The organism is Paenibacillus sacheonensis (assembly GCF_009909195.1).
In the GTDB taxonomy this organism is placed as follows: Bacteria; Bacillota; Bacilli; order Paenibacillales; family Paenibacillaceae; genus Paenibacillus_Z; species Paenibacillus_Z sacheonensis.
This window is the reverse complement of sequence record NZ_JAAAMU010000007.1, coordinates 43,253-62,748: the sequence shown is the minus strand read 5'-3', so window position 1 is coordinate 62,748 and position 19,496 is coordinate 43,253. Positions and strand designations below refer to the sequence as shown.

Annotated in this window: 18 protein-coding genes; 17 read left to right on the top strand and 1 reads right to left on the bottom strand. The window is 53.1% G+C overall.

Translation table 11 applies throughout. The features are described from left to right. The first annotated feature begins 17 nt into the window (after nt 1-17). The 7 genes from GT003_RS15290 to GT003_RS15260 all read left to right on the top strand — a co-directional run bounded on the left by GT003_RS15290 (nt 18) and on the right by GT003_RS15260 (nt 7,683). Nucleotides 18-854 (top strand): oxidoreductase, encoded by an 837-nt coding sequence (locus tag GT003_RS15290; protein WP_161699245.1) that lies wholly within the window; start codon nt 18-20, stop codon nt 852-854. A 280-nt stretch (nt 855-1,134) separates the two neighbouring features. After that, nucleotides 1,135-2,853, top strand: coding sequence for a hypothetical protein (locus GT003_RS15285; protein WP_161699243.1), 1,719 nt, complete (start codon nt 1,135-1,137; stop codon nt 2,851-2,853). Next, nucleotides 2,850-4,388 (top strand): M20 family metallopeptidase, encoded by a 1,539-nt coding sequence (locus GT003_RS15280; protein ID WP_161699241.1) that lies wholly within the window; start codon nt 2,850-2,852, stop codon nt 4,386-4,388. The genes GT003_RS15285 and GT003_RS15280 overlap by 4 nt, the downstream gene beginning before the upstream one ends. 298 nt (nt 4,389-4,686) lie before the next feature. Then, the gene (locus GT003_RS15275; protein WP_161699239.1) at nt 4,687-5,166 is read left to right on the top strand and encodes a hypothetical protein; all 480 of its coding nucleotides are present in this window, start codon (nt 4,687-4,689) and stop codon (nt 5,164-5,166) included. A gap of 24 nt (nt 5,167-5,190) precedes the next feature. Then, nucleotides 5,191-5,667, top strand: a complete 477-nt coding sequence (locus GT003_RS15270) for a GyrI-like domain-containing protein (RefSeq protein WP_161699237.1) — start codon at nt 5,191-5,193, stop codon at nt 5,665-5,667. A gap of 365 nt (nt 5,668-6,032) precedes the next feature. After that, a complete protein-coding gene (locus tag GT003_RS15265) occupies nt 6,033-6,596 on the top strand; it encodes an RNA polymerase sigma factor (RefSeq protein WP_338045948.1) in 564 nt (187 codons plus the stop codon). Further along, nucleotides 6,568-7,683: a DUF4179 domain-containing protein gene (locus GT003_RS15260; RefSeq protein ID WP_161699233.1), complete on the top strand. Its 1,116-nt coding sequence runs from the start codon at nt 6,568-6,570 to the stop codon at nt 7,681-7,683. The genes GT003_RS15265 and GT003_RS15260 overlap by 29 nt, the downstream gene beginning before the upstream one ends. A gap of 46 nt (nt 7,684-7,729) precedes the next feature. Here GT003_RS15260 and GT003_RS15255 read toward each other — a convergent pair whose 3' ends face one another. Continuing rightward, nucleotides 7,730-8,089: a BLB8/JUQZ-1 family protein gene (locus GT003_RS15255; protein ID WP_161699231.1), complete on the bottom strand. Its 360-nt coding sequence runs from the start codon at nt 8,087-8,089 to the stop codon at nt 7,730-7,732. Nucleotides 8,090-8,361: 272 nt separating this feature from the next. Here GT003_RS15255 and GT003_RS15250 point away from each other — a divergent pair, with 272 nt between their 5' ends. The 10 genes from GT003_RS15250 to GT003_RS15205 all read left to right on the top strand — a co-directional run bounded on the left by GT003_RS15250 (nt 8,362) and on the right by GT003_RS15205 (nt 19,231). After that, nucleotides 8,362-8,625 carry a hypothetical protein gene (locus tag GT003_RS15250; RefSeq protein ID WP_161699229.1) on the top strand — a complete coding sequence of 88 codons (264 nt, stop codon included), beginning with the start codon at nt 8,362-8,364 and terminating at the stop codon, nt 8,623-8,625. A 173-nt stretch (nt 8,626-8,798) separates the two neighbouring features. Continuing rightward, on the top strand, nt 8,799-9,749 hold the full coding sequence (locus GT003_RS15245) for a carbon-nitrogen hydrolase family protein (protein WP_161699227.1): 951 nt from the start codon (nt 8,799-8,801) through the stop codon (nt 9,747-9,749). A 24-nt stretch (nt 9,750-9,773) separates the two neighbouring features. Next, on the top strand, nt 9,774-10,739 hold the full coding sequence (locus GT003_RS15240) for a PLP-dependent cysteine synthase family protein (protein WP_161699223.1): 966 nt from the start codon (nt 9,774-9,776) through the stop codon (nt 10,737-10,739). A gap of 105 nt (nt 10,740-10,844) precedes the next feature. Beyond that, nucleotides 10,845-11,300 (top strand): VOC family protein, encoded by a 456-nt coding sequence (locus GT003_RS15235; RefSeq protein WP_161699221.1) that lies wholly within the window; start codon nt 10,845-10,847, stop codon nt 11,298-11,300. A gap of 164 nt (nt 11,301-11,464) precedes the next feature. After that, nucleotides 11,465-11,875 carry a MerR family transcriptional regulator gene (locus tag GT003_RS15230; protein ID WP_161699219.1) on the top strand — a complete coding sequence of 137 codons (411 nt, stop codon included), beginning with the start codon at nt 11,465-11,467 and terminating at the stop codon, nt 11,873-11,875. A gap of 562 nt (nt 11,876-12,437) precedes the next feature. Continuing rightward, entirely contained in the window at nt 12,438-13,439 is a 1,002-nt protein-coding gene (locus GT003_RS15225; RefSeq protein ID WP_170312237.1) for an oxidoreductase, read from the top strand. 427 nt (nt 13,440-13,866) lie between these two features. Further along, nucleotides 13,867-14,739, top strand: a complete 873-nt coding sequence (locus tag GT003_RS15220) for an alpha/beta fold hydrolase (RefSeq protein ID WP_161699217.1) — start codon at nt 13,867-13,869, stop codon at nt 14,737-14,739. Nucleotides 14,740-14,826: 87 nt separating this feature from the next. Then, nucleotides 14,827-15,162: a thioredoxin family protein gene (locus GT003_RS15215; protein WP_161699215.1), complete on the top strand. Its 336-nt coding sequence runs from the start codon at nt 14,827-14,829 to the stop codon at nt 15,160-15,162. Between the two features lie 500 nt (nt 15,163-15,662). Further along, nucleotides 15,663-17,429 carry an ABC transporter ATP-binding protein gene (locus GT003_RS15210; protein ID WP_161699213.1) on the top strand — a complete coding sequence of 589 codons (1,767 nt, stop codon included), beginning with the start codon at nt 15,663-15,665 and terminating at the stop codon, nt 17,427-17,429. Then, complete coding sequence (locus GT003_RS15205; protein ID WP_161699211.1) at nt 17,426-19,231, top strand: ABC transporter ATP-binding protein; 1,806 nt, start codon at nt 17,426-17,428, stop codon at nt 19,229-19,231. The genes GT003_RS15210 and GT003_RS15205 overlap by 4 nt, the downstream gene beginning before the upstream one ends. Nucleotides 19,232-19,496: the final 265 nt, after the last annotated feature.

Genomic DNA, 19,496 nt, shown 5'->3' with positions numbered 1-19,496 from the left:
AACGGAGCGGATACACCATGTCAAAAGTTTGGCTCATCACAGGAAGTTCGCGAGGCTTCGGCCGGGAACTAACGCAGGCCGTGCTTGCGGCGGGGGATAAGGTCGTAGCGACCGCCCGCGATCGCGAACAACTCGCGTTTCTGCTCTCCGATTACGGAGACCGGGTTCGGACCTGTTCCTTGGACGTGACGGATATGCAAGCGGCCCAAGCAGCGGTACGGCTGGCTTTAGATGAATTCGGTTCCCTGGATATCGTCGTGAATAATGCCGGTTATGCGAACAGCGCGCCAATCGAAGAAATGACCGATGAAGATTTCAGGGCGCAGATCGAAACGAACTTATTCGGCGTCGTGAACGTAACCAAGGCGGCGCTTCCGATCTTCCGTAAACAGCGCGGCGGCCATTTTATTCAGTTCTCGTCGGTTGGAGGACGCGTCGGCGGAACTCCCGGCATGGGGGCCTATCAAACGGCGAAATATGCGGTGGAAGGGTTCTCGGAAGTTTTGAATAACGAAGTCAAGCCGTTCGGAGTTAAAGTCAGCATTATAGAACCCGGCGCTTTCCGTACCGATTGGCAAGGTTCGTCCATGGTTCGGGCGCAGGTCGGACCGGATTACGAGCAGACGGTGGGCGCGATAAACAAGATGCGGGAAGAAACCAACGGCAAACAACCCGGGGATCCCGCCCGAGCCGCGCAAATCTTGATTAAGCTCGTGGATCAAGCAGAGCCTCCGCTGCGCTTGTTGCTTGGGGCCGCGGCATTGGAAACCGCTTTGAAGTCGTCCAAGGAACGCGCGGCGGAAGCCGAGAAATGGGCCGATGTCAGCAGGGCTGCCGATTTTCCGGACGAATGAAGGAAAGCGTGAACGCTTGAATCCATATCGAATGAATGTCTAAGCTGCCGGAAAGCCCGGCGGCTTTTTTTTAATTCGCCATACGATGAATACCAAGCAGCTTCACCGCGTTAGGCGATATTCGGCTTAGCGATAGGGAGGACCAGGTCAAGAAAACTAATAAAAAGTAAAAAACGCCAATATAAAACGCTTTCGGCAAGCCATATACTGGAGCTGTCACTGTCGATCCGACCTGATCCGGCCGGATTGCAAATCCGATCCTTATGGGAGGGAAATCGCGATGAACGCAAACAAACCCGTCAAGCAAGCGGGCATTTCCGCGGAAGTCAAGGAAATTATCGTATCGCAGGAACAGTCGCTGGAAGAGCATTTGCGGAAGTGGAACGAAGAGCGCCGGGCCGGGGGAACGCCCGCGAAGCCGGGCCTAGGCCATCTCGCGCTGGGAGTGCCGCTTTATTGCCATCCCGAGTCGCGCTTCTACGGCAGCGGCGATTCGCTGCCGGAGTGGCTGTCCGAAGCGGCGGCCAATTTGCTGGCCAGCCAGCTGCCCAGCGGAAATATCTCGCTGGCGAACTGCAACATCGATTCTCCGCCGGATACGGCGTTCGCCGTTCATCTGGCGACGCAGATTTACCGGGTCTCCGCCGAATCTGGACTGAGCGGCATCGCGGCCGTCCAAGCCGAGGTACGGCGATTCCTCGAGCGGGCGCTGCCGGCTCTGCTGACCGGCGGCATTCATACGCCGAATCACCGTTGGGTGATGGCAGGCGCGCTGGCGGATCTGTATGAGCTGTTCGAGGACGAGCGGCTAAAAGAACGGGCTTTTCAGTTCTTGGACGAAGGCTTCGATATGACCGAATACGGGGAATGGACCGAGCGCAGCAACGCCATCTATAACGGAGCATGCGCCGTCCATTTGTACAGCGTCGGCAAAGTATGGGGTTTCGAGCCGGCCTTCGAGGCGATAAGAAGGAATTTGCATATGATGCGCTATCTGCTCCATCCTGGCGATACCGTCGCGACCGAATATTCCGGCCGTCAGGACAATGGCCAGACGCTGCCGATGAACGAATGGTATTATACGATTTATCATCTGATGGCCAATCTCGACGGAAACCCGGAATTCGCGGCTATGGCCGCCAAGACGGAGCGCACGGCCCCGCGCGGCTCCGGCGCGTTGATGCATTGGATGCTTATGCCGGACAAGATGAAGCTGCCGGAGCCTATCGAGCCGCTGAGCGACGACTATACGATACTGTTCGGCGAGAACAACAGGATAGCCGTCCCCGACACGATGCCCTACGTGCCCGGACGCAAGAAACATCCGCACGGCGCCGCGGTGCTGCGCCACCGGCGCGGACGGCTGTCCGTCACCGCGATGGCCGCCCAGCCGGACCTTCTGTACGTGCAGTACGGCGAAGCCCGGATGTTCGGTCTGCGGATCGCCGCTGGCTGGTTCGGCATCGCGGGCGTCGCCTTTCCTTCGATCCGACGAACGGGCGAACATGCGTATGTGCTGGAAACGGAGCTTGAAGGCTGCTACTGGGGGCCGCTGTCCCGGGAACAGGCTGCCCAAGCCGGGCATATGTGGGTAGACATGCCCAACTACGAGCAGCGGGTGAAGACGAATGTCCAATATCTCCCGATTGCCGTCGAGCTGACCTTGCTGGAGGACGGAGTCGATCTCCGGTTCGTATCGGAGCGGATCGCGGATATTTATTTGCAGGCGGTCTGCCAGTTCGATGCCGGCGGGACGCTGGAGGGCGACGGCCTGGAAGACACCGCTCCGCATGTTCGGCGGCTTGCCGGCGGGGAGGCTCTGTTCCGCAAAGGGGACGATTGCTTGCGCGTATCGCCGGGAGCATGCGAGCATGGCGATGCTCTTATGCGCAATGACAAGGCGAATCCGGACGCGATCAATATGACGATCAACTGGCTGACGCCGGCCGACCGGACGCTCCGCATCCGCGGCTTCGGTTCGGAAGGCCGTTCCCGTTGAGCGCATGCGAGCAAACCGGTCCGTCGGATATCAGCGAAGCGATACTAAAGTATGAATCCGATATCGTCCGGCATATTCGGGAGCTGGTCCGCATTCGCAGCGTTGCCGGCACGCCGGAACCGGGCAAGCCGTTCGGGGAAGGTCCGGCCCGGGCGCTCCGTTATATGCTGGAGCTGGGCGAATCGATGGGCTTCCGCTCCGCCGACATCGACGGCTATGCGGGCCATCTGGAATACGGCGAAGGCGATGAGATGGCCGCCATTCTCGTCCATCTGGATACCGTGCCCGAAGGCGAGGGATGGACGGCGGATCCGTTCGGCGGAGATGTCGAGGGTGGACGGATATACGGACGCGGCGCCGCCGACGACAAGGGGCCGGCGGTTGTGGCGCTGTACGCCTTGAAGGCATTTGCAGACCTGGGTATCGCGCCGCGGCGCAGGCTGCGGATTATTTTCGGGACGAACGAAGAGAATGGCATGACGGATATGGATCACTATTTTGCCCAAGAGCCGCTGCCCGAGTTCGGCTTCTCGCCGGATGCCGGTTATCCGGTCATTCATGCGGAGAAGGGTATCTACGTCGTGGAACTGAACTGGAAGGCGCGGACTCAGCCCCAGCTCATCGGAGCACGAAACAGGTCGAGCGAATCCGATAGCGGGCCATCCCCGATGGGAAACGGAACGACCGGATCCGATATTCGGCTGTCCGCAGTCGAATTATGTATCGTATCCATGGAAGGCGGTTCCGCGCCCAATATGGTGCCGGACAGCTGTCGGGCGGTCGTGGAAGCCGGGGAAGAGGCCGCGCGTATGATCCTGCAGGCCGCGTCCGGGCATGAGCGGATCACGGCCGACCGGATGGAGAACGGCAGACTAGTCCTGACGGCAGCCGGCAAGAGCGGCCACGGCTCCTATCCGCCGTCGGGGATTAACGCGATTGCCCATATGGCCGCATTTCTGGCCGATTTGGCGCTGGGAAGCGATAAGGAGGACGCATCACCGGCAGCTCGGCTGAAGGCCTTTCTCGCGAAACGGATCGGATTCGAAGCGTTCGGCGAGTCGCTCGGCATTGCCTGCTCCGACCCGGTGCATGGCAGGCTGACCGTCAATCTCGCGCAGGTCAGTCTGAACGCGGAGGAAAGCCGCGTCATCTTGAATATCCGGGTCCCGGTGGTCTTCGACGGGGAAGAGCTCGTCTCGCAGCTTCGCAATCGGCTGCAGGCGGACGGGATCCGGCTGACGGTGCAATCCTGGCTGCCGCCGCTGTATGTGCCGCCGGAGCACCCGCTGATCCGCAAGCTGAACCGCGCCTATGAGACGGTCACCGGAGAATCCGCGGGTCTTCTGTCCATCGGCGGCGGCACCTATGCCCGCAAGCTCCAGGGAAGAGGCGTCGCTTTCGGCGCGGGCTTTCCCGGCGGGCCGGACAATCATGCGCATCAGCCCGACGAATTCGTTGGGATTGCCGATATGATGCGGCATGGCCGCGTCTGCCTGCAAGCGATCTACGAGTTGATCGGCATGCCGGACGACTGAATAGAGCCCTGTTTCGTTAAGGCCGCGGAAATAGCATCTGGTGCATGGTTACGCCGTTTGACGGGTCCCGATCATAAGCACCGTACGTGTTGGATGGTTCTCTTCAGAATGTAGTTTCGTGCAGCACATGGGAGCAGTTTGCCGGCGGGCAGCTGCTTCTTTTTATCGGGCGAACCGGAATACGATAACCACGTCAAGCGCAAGCGTTTATCCCAGCCGAAAATAAAAGGTTTCATTTTCTGATACATTCCGAACTTAGAATCAATCTTGTAAAACAAATCAAAAGGAGCGAACAAAAATGACGAATTATTCCATCCAAAGCATCGCGAAAAACTACAAAATGACTGGTTTCGGTGTTACACTGGAAGACTACAACGACTGGGCAGGCAACGCGGCAAAGACCGCGGCGAAGAAAGCCGAAATCACGGAAAACAACAAGCTGGCCGAACTGCTCGCGCTCGCGGACGGGCAAGAATATCAAATCAATTACGTCGTCGGAGGCAAGGCTTGGCGCGGCTTCGGCGTGATGGGCGAGTTCGACTTGGAAGGCGCGGACGTCCTCGATTTCCTCGCTGGCGACTATCTCGTCGTACCCGGAACGAGCGCGGACAAAGAGCGCCTCGCCGATGAAATCACCGGCAGCGTATTCGGCGGCCTGCTGCAAGAGATCACGGATTACAAGTACGTTGGACCTGGTAACGCCACCTATGTGAAAGCAGCCGAGAACGGCGCGTTCTACGGGGAAATGTGGCTGCGCGTCAAAAAAGTCGAAGACTAATTCTCGCAAATAAGGAGCAAACATATGACAACCTACACGCTGGAACACAAAAAATCGTTCACCTTGACCGCATTCGGTTTCTCGATCCGATCGAATTTCCAAGACATGCCGGCCATGCAAAAGGAAAAAGCCGAATTTTGGGGCGGACTCCAAGCCGACGGGCGTTTCGATAAGCTCAAAAAAGCCGCCAAGGACGATCGCGAATGGTCGGTTAACGAAGTTTATCAAGGCAAGCCATGGAACTATTTTGCGGTATTGGCCGGCAAATCGGTGGCGGATGCAACGCGAATCATCGAATTTCCGGAGAGCGAGTACATCGTGGTCACGGGAAACGGAGACAAGGAAACGTTGTTCGATCAGCTGACGTACCGCGCCTTTGGCGAAGTTTTGTCCCAAATTACCGACTACGCGTACATCGGAGGTCCGAATGCGACGTTTCGACAAGATAACGGAGACGGCACGTTCTACGGAGAATTCTGGGTGCCCGTGGTAAAAAAATAAGATGCATGCCTTCACCCTGCGGCTGGTTCGACTTGTTATTGAACGGGTCGTCCGGAGCAGGGGCTACTAGCGCATCCATCCCATGAAGTTAAGCCGGTCAGCATGCGCTGAACCGGCTTTTTCGACTTTGTAGGACGGGATTCGATCAGCCCATCGAAAGGCCGGTCGCGGCATTCTCTTCAGGCGTGCCGAGCCAATAGCCGGATGAAGCAGCAGTTTGAACGTAGCTGGAAGGATTGGAAGCCAAGTAAAATATGCACTGTTGCTATGCGTTCATTACGTCTATAATTTTTTTTAGCCTGCTGTCACAAAACGTCTCTAAATGCAGTTATAGGTGCAGTAAGGAGGAGAACGAATTGGATGACGTGAACCTGTTCGAAGAACAATCCATCAACGAAATTGTCGATCTGGTTAAACATGGAGATACAGAGGCATATTCGTTTCTTATAAAAGCCTTTCAAAAAAAGATCTATCTGTATTGTTACTACTTGCTCGGCAACCAAGAAGAGGCCGAAGATGCAGCGCAAGATACCTTTATTTCGGGCTTCAATCAAATCGGACAGTTCTTCCCAACCGTTTCTTTTGCAGCGTGGCTTTATAAAATCGCCCATCATCGATGCATGGACGTATTGAAAAAGAAGAATCGACGGTTTCATTTGTTCAAGAAGTACCAGCAAGAACTAACCGTCTCCGATCAACCGTCCGATCGTTATTCGGATTATATTCATGAACTCTTGAGCTCATTGAATGCGGAGGAACGCAGAATCCTGCTGCTTCGGGCGTTAGAAGAATATTCCTTCGAGGAAATGAGCGCTATCTTGGATATCAAGCCCGCGACGCTTCGCAAAAAATACGAAAGACTTCGGAAAAGACTTATCAAAGGCAAAGGAGGATTTCATTATGAGCATGCCTACAAAACAAACGGCTGAGCGGGAATTCCGCTATTTGGAGAAGTTAATCCGCGAGACGCCCGTACATATCGACTTAACCGATCAAGTTATGAGCCGGCTTTATAAAGGTTCCTTGCCCGAGCAAGTTCGCCCGAAGAAATGGGGGAGAGCGGTATGGGTCGCCGCATCCGTCTTTGCGCTGTTTGTTATCGTCGCCAGCACCGGCTTGGTCTCGCCCGTCATGGCCGAATCGCTTAAGAAGATACCCGTGCTTTCCTCGTTGTTTCAAGCAGCCGGCGATTTAGGTTTGAAAACCGCCGATGAAGCTGGCATGGTCACGAAATTAGACGTTGCCGATACCCATGACGGCGTAACGCTGCAAGTACCGGTTGCTGCCTTCGACGGTACGCGCGTGTCCCTGGGACTTGAGCGGAAGCATGGAGCTGCAGCAACCGATACCATCGGCGAACAAATACAAACGATTGACCTATCGATTAACGGGAAACCAGTTCAAACCTATGCGCCTGGAAATTCGAATACCATCGGCATTTCTACGTACCCGGGCATGGATAAAGATTCATCCATCATTGAATTCTCTGATTTGCATAACCAGGGGGGACGGCCATTCCCCGACAAATTCGAATTGTCTTTGTCTGTTTACTTGAACGGCATTCAGGAACCCTTCGTTCTGAAAATACCGGTAAGCAAAAACACGACCAAAGAACAAATCGCAGCGCCCAATGTGAGTCGACATGCGCAAGAGCTCGATTTCACGCTGAAAAAAATCGAACGAACCCCGATCACGACAACGATTTCCACTCAAATCGCGATTCCGATTGATAAAAAGCTAACGCTGCCTATTCAAACCATGGGGATCGAAGTCGTGGACGATACGGGGAAGAAGCTAAAGCTTCTTGGAGGGAACAGTTGGAACGATACGGATGGGCATCTTCTTATGACCGACTATCATTTTGAACCGCTGCTCTCGGATTATAAGACGCTGACGATTAAACCGTTCTATTATCTCTTCCAGGACGATAAGCATAGCTTTGTCCTCGATGGAAACGGAACGCCTCAAATCGCGTTTATACCGGAACTTGAAATCACGGTTTCAGCAAACCGGTAAAATAAAAAATGCGGGCGAGTATAATCACTCGCCCGCATCGCGTGCTTTAAACCGATACGACAAATGTGTAGATGCCCAATACATCGCCGTTGGCTTTGAATGCTTTCACTTGCGCCGTTCCGACCGCGATCATCGTGGCTTTGTTGCCGCTTAGCGAAACAACGTTGGATCCGCTAAGAATAACCCAAGAACTTCCGGACATAAAGTAACTGCTGCCAGTACTCAGCGGCACCGTTTGATCATAGGCCTGTATTTGACCGGGGTTAGCAGGCGTAAAGGTAACCGTGTAATGCAATTCAGGAGTGTCTTGAACGACTGCCGGCGGAGTCGATGGACTAGCGGAAGCTACTCCCCCCATAGTCAACAACATGGCTGCGGTACCGAGTACGATGATTGCTTTTTTCATTGGTGTAATTTCCCCTTATACATAATTTAGCTACATATACATTTATATACTATAAATATAGGTCTTTCAACATAAATAATTTAATAAACCATTAATAAAGCGGTGGTGATACACAATGTACGATTTATTATTGTGGCTTTTGATCCTTCTTTTAATGGTTGGACTGATTATAGGCGCAAAATATTTGGTGTATGTTTATGATTCTGAGGAAATGTTCGATCGGGAGGACTAGTTCTTAAGAGGGTCATGCATGAAGAGAGGTGTTTAGGTCCATGATTGAGAGCACGGATTTAGGGAATAAAGCAAACGTACTGAGGGAATTTGAAGTTTATGGATATCAAGTCGCGTACTATTTACTAGAAGACGAGGCTTTGGCCGAGCAAGCGGCGCTGCGAGCGTTAAGCGAATTATTCACGGACAATGAATTTTTCCGTACATCGACTTACATTCAGAAACAAAAAACAAAACAAGTCTGCATCAAGCATTCCTTATTAACCAGGAGCCAGTATCCTGATCGCGCGGCAACCCACGGATAATCAGCTTATCGCTTCAGAATAGAGAAAAGTGCAAATCTTGCACTTTTCTTTTGTTTGTATTCCGGTTTATGTTGGATCAAGAGGGGGCGATTGCCGATCGCGGTTCCTCATACGGCGCATGCTTGGCGGGAATCCAAGCCTAATTCTGTCTTTAGTTAAGGTGGCGAATAACGATGGCGAAGTATGTCACGATAAGTTGTTTAGGTCCTAGGCCGTTGGTCGTGGACGCACATGCGCCTGCCCAACAGGCGGTGGAACAGATGATTCAACACTGGCAGCGTCAGCTGGACCAGGTTCTCCCGGATCGTCCGGATATGATCATCCTGCCCGAAGCTTGCGACAGGCCGGATCAAAGGACGCTTTCGCAAGATCAAAAATTAGCCTATTACAAGGTTCGCGGCTTTCAAATCCGCGATTTTCTGGCGGGCGTTGCGAAGCGGCACCGTTGTTATGTCACGTATCCGGCGCATATAGAAGCAGAGGACGGCACCTGGCGCAATGCGATGCAGCTCATCGATCGCGAGGGTCAAGTGATGGGGGCTTATCATAAAAACTATCTGGTTCCCGACGAGTACGACAAGAATAATATTCGATACGGAAAAGAAGCTCCGATCTTTGAATGCGATTTTGGGCGAGTGGCCGCAGCGATATGCTTTGACCTGAATTTCGATGGACTTCGGGAGCAGTATGCGAAAGCAAAGCCGGACGTGATCGTGTTTCCTTCCATGTATCATGGCGGGATCATGCAAAACTATTGGGCGTATTCCTGCAGATCTTATTTTGCCGGCGCGATAGCCGGCTTGCCTTGCACGGTCATAACGCCATTGGGTGAGGTGGCGGCACAGAGCACGAATTATTACTCTTTTATCACGACCAAGATCAATTTGGATTATGCGGTTATTCATATCGATGAAAATGGGGCGCATTTTCTCAAGATCAAGCAGAAATACGGGACGAACGTCAAGATTCACGACCCTGGCTATCTGGGCTGCGTACTGTTGACTAGCGAATCTCAGGACGTTACGGCGAAAGAAATTATCGCGGAGTTTGGGCTGGAGCTGATGGATGATTATTTCCGTCGTTCAGAAGCGTCTCGGTGCATGCCAGGGCGAATAGAGCGTTGAATCATCCAGGAAGGTGTTGGATCCATGTTCGACTATCGTGGAATAATTCTGGACGGCGCTCATCAAGCGATAGGAAGCACGCCTATGGTCAGGTTGAGCCGGCTAACCAAGGAAGTAGAGGGAGAAATTTATGCCAAGCTCGAATACCTCAATCCCGGTTTTAGCAAGAAAGACCGTATAGCGCTGCAAATCATAGAAGAAGCAGAGCTGGATGGGACGCTGCTTCCAGGCCAGACCGTCGTTGAGATGACGAGCGGCAATACCGGAACCGGGCTGGCTATCGTCTGCGCGGTGAAAGGGTACCCGTTCGTTGCCGTGATGTCGACAGGCAATTCGATCGAGAGAGCCCGGATGATGCGCGCGCTTGGAGCCGAAGTCGTGCTGGTCGAACAAGCAGCCGGTTCCATCCCTGGTCAAGTGTCCGGCGAGGATCTCGCGCTCGTAGATGCAGAAACGCTTCGTATCGTTCAAGAACGCGGCGCATTCCGGGCGGATCAGTTCCATCATCGAGGGAGCGTGCTCGCGCATGAGCTTCATACGGCTGAAGAGATATGGGAGCAGACGGGCGGAGCATTCGACGTGTTTGTTGACTTTGCAGGCAGCGGCGGAACGTTTGCCGGCTGTGCCGGAAGGCTGCATGCCTATAAGCCGGCCATTCGCAGTTATTTGGTCGAACCCGAAGGGGCGCCGTATCTGGCGGGCGGGACGTTAACCCATCCGAACCACAGCTTGCAAGGCGGCGGTTACAGCATGGCGCTGCCATTGGTGGATCGAAGCTTAATCGCCGGTTTCTTGACGGTTACCGATGAGGAATCGATTGCAGCTTGCAGGCGATTAGCCCGCGAAGAAGGAATCTTCGCGGGATATTCTTCGGGGGCCAACGTTGCCGCAGCCCTGCAGCTGCTGAAGTCGCGAGAGAGGGGAGCGAGGATCGTCCTGACGATCAACGATTCCGGATTGAAATATTTGAGCACCGATCTCTATCCGTAAATGGGAAAACGGGATAATTTTTTATGAACCGGTGTATGGTTTCATGTCGGTACATCGTTTATTCCGTGTACGGTATTCTTAAGCATCTACATTGGAGGGTTTTAGATGGAAAAGAAGGCATTGTTAAAGCGCATCGAGTGTGCCTATTTGCCCGTGACGGATGTCGCAGCTTCCGCTGCTTGGTACGAGCGCGTACTGGGCTTGAAACTGCGTTCTCCGATCCAACCGGGCAGCGGCGCCATCATGATCATGGAAAGCGGACAATGGCTATTTCTTCTTCCTGCCCCGGGAGGGAATCCCCTGCATTTCGTAACAACCGGATGGACCGAGGATCACAGCCCATTCGAGATGTTTCCAATCTGCTTCGAGACGGATGATATTCGGGCACTGGATTCATCACTGAGACAATCGGGCGTGTGGATGGAGGAAGCGATCCGCGATGAAGGAGGGTGCGGACTGCAGCTGGATTTTAAAGATCCGGATGGCAACAAGTTTCAAGTCTGGCAGCAACCAGTTATCGTGCCTAGCAAGATGCCGACAGAACAATGGGTATCCTCGTAAGATCGGAACGTTAGCCGAATGCCGAGAGTACGTCCTGCCGCGATAATCGCGGTTTTTTTTATGGATTCCAAGTTTTCGAAAAAACGATCTCCAAAAAAATGCGTTTGACTTAAAGTACGCTTTAATGCTTAAGATAAGCTTAAAGCGTACAAGGAGCTGAAATCATGCCGTTCTCCATTAAAGAAGCGTCGGAAATGCTCGGATGCCCTGCGCATACGATCCGTTATTACGAGAAAGAAGGATTGCTGCCGAATATCGCGCGAGATGAACATGGGAACCGTATTTTCGAACAGAAGGATCTGGACTGGATCAAGCTTATGACTTGCTTTAGACGTACGGGAATGAAAGTAGCCGCGTTGAAACAGATCGTGGATCTCGCATTGCAAGGAGAATCGACGATTCCGCAGAGAAAAGCCATTCTCGAGGAACATCAACAAGAACTGCATAGGCAGCAACTCGAACTGAACGAAGCCTTCCATGCGGTCAATCAGAAATTGTCTATCTATGATGGGATTCAAAAAGGCAATTTAGCTCCAGACCGAGACTTGCGCATGGATGAGGGTAAGTTTCATTAATTAGGACCGAATAAGGCATAACAAGGCTGCCGATCTCGTTAGCCTTGTTTGACATGCCGAAATTTCTGAATAACACCGTGCAGCAATACGGATTCGGTTTAGATGTACCCGAGCCTTCCGTTGTATATTTTTACCTGCTTGACTTAACGTGCACTTTAAGGTTTAGGGTGTAGAAGTCGCAGAACGAACACGCGATTACGATAACAAAGGAGAGAATATGAAATGAAAAAGATCGAATAGCCATCGCGGCAGCGAAAGAAGCTTCAAGACATTTTCGAAAACGACCCTCGAAGAACGGAGTGGGACGCTCGAACGGCTGCATGATGTAAGGATGAGCGATTGAATAGCCCGAGCGGGAACGGGATATTCTGAGGAATGACAAGCGCTCCGATTAAATCTTAGTCCTGGTATGGCGAAAATATCGTTTACGGGCTCCGCCAACGAGGGAAAGGCTGATCGGGTAGAACATGTTGTACGTCAGGCGATCTTAGGTTACTAAGAATAAATTCAAGTTGTTGCTGTCCTAACCTATAAACGATTATAAAGGAGCGAGATCATTCAAATGAAATCTTATGCCATCGGCCATACAACGATTCAAGCTCCGATTCCATCGGGGTTCGGCCCTCATACGACCGCGAGAGAAGCTTTGGGGAATCGTAATTTGGAAGGAATAGTAGCTATCGTGACTGGCGGGTATTCCGGCATCGGTCTCGAGACCTCTCGCGTATTAGCGGAGGCTGGCGCTACGGTCATCGTGCCGGCGAGAACGCCCGACAAAGCAAAAGCGGCGGTGGCGGGTATTCCGCGTCTGGAATTGGAGACGCTGGATCTAATGGATCCGGATTCGATAGATAACTTCGCGGACCGCTTTCTAGCTGCGGGGAGACCCTTGGACATCCTGATAAACAGTGCCGGCATTATGGCAGCCCCGCTTATGCGAGACGCTCGCGGTTATGAGTCCCAATTTGCAACGAATCATTTGGGTCACTTTCAGTTGACCGCGAGGTTGTGGCCGGCCTTATTACAAGCGAAGAGCGCACGGGTCGTGGCGGTTTCCTCGCGCGGTCACCGTCTCGGCGGCGTCGATTTGGACGATCCGAATTTCGATCGGAGAACGTACGATAAGTGGAAAGCCTACGGACAATCCAAATCCGCGAATGTGCTGTTTGCCGTCGAACTTGATAAACGCGGCAGCGCTCAAGGGGTTCGCGCTTTCGCCGCACATCCCGGGCTTGTTATGACGGACCTAAGCCGTCACTTGTCGGAAGAGGAGACTGGTCGTCCGAAACAAATAAACGACGAGCAGGAAAAACCGGCCCCAGATCCCGAAGCAGACCAATTCAAGACCGTTGAACAAGGAGCGGCTACGAGCGTTTGGTGCGCGACCTCCGATCAGTTGGACGGAATGGGCGGTGTCTATTGCGAGGATGTCGATATATCCGAGGCGGTTCCCGCTGACAGCGAGAAGGGGACTGGCGTTAGGCCTTGGGCGATCGATCCCGACATAGCGCAGCGGCTCTGGGAGCTGAGCGAAAAGCTCGTCGGCGTTAAGTTCACGATTTAAATTGATGGACCATGATTCGAAATCATTGGTATTTCCTCTGTGCAACAAGGGGCGGAGAAGGAAAAAGCGAAGCGCTGGCTGGCTGGCTTGAAGCCCGTCGATGAACCGTGCAAGAAACCTTAGCCCGACTAAAGGGCTAAGGTATTTAGGGTGTTCAAAATCAAAAATTCGCCATGCTTACAGAGCTGCATTGAGGTGCCTTGGCCATGGAAGATAGCGTCGTTAACGATGCTCTGAAATGGACGAAGTACTTCCTCTTGCCTTTAGGGGAATATGAGACTAAAATGAACTTTATGCAGCTGATGAGTATTCGGCCAGTTCACTTGTCTCAAATAGGGGCATATAAGACTAAAAGGATCGAGCGTAACTTGCATTAAACAGGTCATACTGTAAGAAAATAAAATCGACTAAAGGACGGGGTTGCAAGATGAACGAAAATAACTACCTGGAGCATCGCATAGACCGGGGGCAGGGCAGCATCTACGTAAGAGAGTATGCGGGTAAAGACCCTGCCTTCGTGCTGATGCACGGCTTCCCTGACAATTTGGGAATTTACGATCGATTGGTTCCCTTATTGACTGCGGGAGGCAGACGAGTCGTCGTTTTTGACTTTCTGGGCTTCGGTGCTTCCGACAAACCCGCTGGCGCCAAATATAGCTTTGAGCAGCAATTAGGAGATCTCCATGCTGTTGTTCAAGGTTTGAATCTGAACAAAATCGTCCCAGTAGGACATGATGCTTCCGGTCCCGCGGCAGTCAACTATGCGATTGAGCATCCGGAACACGTGGAGTCCGTCTGTCTGATGAATGCTTTTTATGTCGATTCGCCAACGGCTAAATATCCAGAACTCATCGAGCTGTTTGCGACGACGAATTTGAAGGCTCTTACGCAAGCCATTTTGCGCAGCCCGGAACAATTCGCATGGGTGTTAAATTTCCAACGAAGCAAATTTCAAGAGCATCTGAAAGAAGATCAAAAAGATTTTTATGCGAAATTCCTCGGCCCGTTGATCGACGCCAATTTCAGAAATCAACCTAGTTCTGGCCCGGCTTTTGCGCAAATGACTTCGCAATTGTTCGAAGAACTCGCCAAGAATGCGAAACGGATCAACAAGATTTGGGCAACTGCCATTCCCGTCCAACTCATCTGGGGCGAAACCGATCCATATCTCAATTTTGGCATAGCGAAACATCTACAAACACTGTTGAAACATTCATCCTTGCACGTTCTACCGGCGGGGCACTGGGTTCAATTGGATATGCCGGACAGGGTCGCCCAGATCATGCTGGGTAACGGGTAAGCGGCGCTGCAACGAAGAGGAACTAAAAACAATAATTAGCCACCCTCAGATGCGTTTAGGCGGAGGAATGGGGAAAGGGGTTGCATAATGGGAATCCATTCATTAAGAAAAGAGACGTTTAGAGGACAGATCGACCAAGGGATAACGCTGGTTGAATTTTACGATCTTAGCAGCAAACCTTGTTTAGAACAGCTTGACACCTTAGAGAAGCTGGCTCAAGAAGCAAGATATCAAGCTGACGTCTCTAAAGTCGACATTCATCAAGAAAGAGAACTTGCAGCTGAATACGGCGTGTCGAGCGTGCCGACCTTAATGCTGTTCAAGGACGGCTATAAGGTGGAAACATGGGTCGGGCAGCAAAGTAAAGAAGTCCTGCAGCAGCATATCACGAGCTATGCAACGATGGGCGATTCTTGCGTGTAATGAAGTTTGGTGTCGAACACGTTGAAAGTACAGCGACTCAACTGATAGCCAATTCCGCGATATATCAGACTGCGACCGATCAATCCGGTAATTCGCCGGATTCGTCAGTCTTTTTGTTAGCCACGTGCGGAATCAAGAACATCCGCCAATAGCGTGTCTCCCTCCATCCCCGTAGCGGTACCCAACCCGACAAAATCCTTTTCATCCATATTCTGGTTGACGCTGTTCGTAAGCCCGTGCTATAGTTTCCTTATTCAATTTCTGCCTATAATCGTTTAACCAAGGAGGTCGCCAAGATGACAAATGCAATGATGCCCATCCAATCCAACTGCATAGGTTTGCATCCTTTGGCTGACCCTAGCGTGCGTATGCATTAATTTGCTCTACGTATCTCGCTCCAGGCGGCTGCGCCTGGAGTTTTTTATATTTCCTCCAGGTCCCCGTCTGCAGGTTCACGGTCACGCCGCGATTGCTCAAGCCAGAAAGGGGTCTCCGCCGCCATGCCGCAAAAACAAGAACGCATACAACAACAATCCAAACCATCCATGACCTGGCTTTTCCAGTACCTGCGTCCCGTCAAATGGAGAATGCTCGCGCTCGTTCTCTTGCTGTTCGTAATGACGGCCCTGCAGCTCCTGAACCCACAGCTCGTTCAACGGTTCATTGACCAGGCAACCGGCTCTGGAAGCGTATCCAGCCTGCTGTCGCTGGCGGGTTTGTATCTCCTGATTGCCGTGCTCAATCAGTTGTTTACGGTCTCGGTCGACTATCTGGGAAACGATGTCTCCTGGCGAGCGACCAACCGAATTCGGGCCGACCTGCTGAAGCATGTGTTATTGCTCGATATGCGGTTTCACAACACGAAGACGCCTGGTGAAATGATTGAGCGGATCGACGGGGACGTGACCAGCATGTCCAATTTCTTCGCGATGTTTGTCGCCAAGATCATAGGCAGCTTCGTCCTGCTCGCAGGCATTCTCGGCTATATGTTCGTTTACAATTGGCCGATCGCCGCGACGATGACGGCATTTACCTGCATGTCCATCGGGGTTATGTTCGGCATTCGCGACATGGGCGTCAATGCCTCCCAATCGGAGCGGCAGGCGAATGCCGCCCTCTTTGGTCTAATCGAGGAACGGATCGCCGGTATTGAAGACGTTCAAGCGAACGGCGGAGTTCCGCGCCTGATGAATCGTTATCACCGGGCGATGCGGTCGGTATTCCTATTCGGACGCAGAGCTTGGATGCGCCGAGTCATGCCTTGGAATGTCACCGTCGTGATGTTCACGGTCACCGTCACCATCGTGCTCATGATTAGTGTCCACATGTACCTGCGGGGACAAATCACGCTCGGCATGCTGTTCCTTTTCTTCCAATACACCCAAATGCTGAACGACCCGATCGAACAGCTCGGCGATCAAATGCAGGAGTTTCAGAAGGCGAAGTCAGGCATGCGCCGCGCTCGGGAGCTGCTCTCGCTGCAAAGCGAAATCGCCGAGGGCGGGGATAACGAGCTGCCGCAAGGCCCGTTATCCGTATCGTTCGAGCAAGTGAACTTTGGTTACAACGAAGAGCAGCGTATTCTGCACGACATCAGCTTCATGCTGCAACCGGGAGAGCGGCTAGGCCTCATCGGACGGACGGGCAGCGGCAAGTCAAGCATCAGCCGGTTATTGCTCCGTCTGTACAACTTGGATACCGGCGTCATTCGGGTAGGCGGAGTGGATATCCGTTCCCTGCGTTTGAAGGCGCTGTATCAAAAGGTCGGCATGGTCACGCAGGACGTGCAGTTGTTTGACGGCACGCTTCGCGACAACCTGACGCTGTTCAATCCCCGCCTCTCGGATGAAGAGATCCTGGAGACGACGAACCGGCTTGGATTGCTTCCTTGGATCGAGGCGCTGCCCGAAGGACTGGACTCGCGTCTCTCCGCCGGAGGGGCATCGCTCTCTGCAGGCGAAGCGCAGCTCTTCGCGCTGACGCGGGTATTCCTGACTAAGCCGAGCCTGGTCATCCTCGACGAACCTTCATCGCGGCTTGATGCCGCGACAGAGGCGATTCTGCAGACGGCCGTAGACCAATTGCTGGAGGGATGTACGGGGATCGTAATCGCCCATCGCCTTGCTACGCTCGATCAAGTCGATAAGATCATGGTGCTGCGCCAGGGGCGCATGATCGAATTTGGCGCGCGAGCTGCGTTGGCGCAGAATCCATCATCGGAATACGCCCAGCTGCTGCGAGCCAACCGACAGGAGGAATTCGCATGAGTGTCTCACGATTCATGGGGAAATTGTTTCGGTTCAACCCCTCTCTATATCTAGTGAATGGCTTGCTGTGGGGGATCTTTCACGCGATGCCCGTCGGCATCGGGTTAGGGATGAAATGGTTCTTCGACCGAACGACGACCCAGTCCCACGATTATCTTTGGCTCGCCTTGCCGCTCATCGTTGTCGCGTGCGTTCGATTGGCCAGAGTCGGCGTGTTTTTTATCGCCTTCTTTAAGTGGGTGACGTACATCTATCACCTCCAAGCGCTATTGCGCCGCAATATGCTGGCCGGTATCATGCGCTGGCCCGGACGCAACTTACCCGCTTCTCCCGGCGAGGCCATGACGCGGTTCCGCGAGGATGTAGATGAAGTCGTCGAATACGTGGAGTCCTGGGTAGACTTCTGGGGGCGCGTCATCTATGCGGTGACTTGCATCGTGATTATGGTCGACATCAATTGGAAGATCACGATGGTGGCGATTCTTCCGCTCGTCATCGTTACGCTGTTCAACAACTTGTCCGGCAACCGGGCGCGGCGATATTCCAAGCTGAACCGGGAAGCGACAGGCCGCATTACCGGCTTCATCGCGGAGACGTTCGGCGCCGTGCAGGCCGTGAAGCTGGGTCAGGCAGAGGATCACGTGCTGAACCGGTTCCTACGGTTGAACGAGGGACGGAGGAAGGCGGCTTTGCGCGACAATCTGTTCAGGCAGTGGATGAGATCGCTGAACCAGCATGTGCTCAGCATCTGTACGGGCGTTATCCTCTTGATGTGCGCTTCGGAAATGAAAGAAGGGCGTTTCACCGTGGGCGACTTCGCGCTCTTTACTTCTTACCTGAGTACATTCGCTTTCAGCGTGTCGCTGTTCGGCTATATGGTCTTCCAACACAAGCGGCTGCGCGTTGCGCTTGACCGGATGCGGGTGCTGTTCCGCCAGGGGGAGGAGGATGGCATCGCGGAACAAAATGAAATCCATCTGTACGCTGATCCCCCAGAGGTCGAATCTCCGGCGGAGAATGAGAATGATCGACTTCAAAGCTTAGAAGTTCAAGGTTTAACCTATAGGTATCCCAACTCGGAGAATGGAATCCGCGACGTCTCCTTCAAGCTGGAGCGAGGCAAGTTTCTCGTTATTACCGGTCGGGTCGGATCGGGCAAATCCACGCTTGTCCGCACGCTGCTTGGACTCCTGCCGAAGTCGGATGGCACTATTCTATGGAACGGGCGCGTAATAGCAGACCCGGCCGGTTTCCTAAAGCCGCGGAGGACTTCCTATACGCCTCAAGTGCCGCGGTTGTTCAGCGATACGCTGGGCGAGAACATCACGCAAGGCGCCGCAGTCTCGCAGGATGCTATGAACCGCGTGATTCGTTTGGCTGTCATGGAGCAAGATCTACAAAATTTGGAGAAGGGGCTCGAGACGTTCGTCGGTCCGCGCGGCGTCATGCTCTCCGGCGGGCAAATACAACGTGCGGCCACGGCTCGCATGCTCATGACGCAATCGGACTTATTCCTCTTCGACGATCTGTCCAGCGCGTTGGATATCGAAACCGAGAACGTGCTGTGGGGGCGCCTGTTCGAGGAGCCGGATGTAACGTGCATCGCGGTTTCTCATCGCAGGGCGGCACTGGCGCGAGCCGACCATATCCTCGTGATGAAAGACGGTCGCGTCGAAGCAGAAGGCTCGCTATCCGAATTGCTGGCCACTAGCGTCGAGATGCAGCTGCTGTGGCAGGGCGAGGAGGCGAAAGCGGACAATGGGGAGGAAGAAGAGGAACAGCTGGTCAAAGGGGCGAAATAAGCATCGTATAGCTGCGGCGGTCCGCTCATTTCGTCAAAGAAGAGATAGATTGATTTGGATAACATGTAGCTCTGCCTTGCTTCGAAAAGAAAGGTGGTTTTGGCAATGAAAAGGTATCCTTTCATGTTTTTTTTAGCCATCGTTTTATTGCTCGTTAACGTGATCGTATATATATTCGAACCCTTTGAACCTAAAGTCGGCGCGATCGGAGAACCTCATAAAGATTGGGGAAGCTTTATCTCCACGACGATTCTCCTCGTTGCGG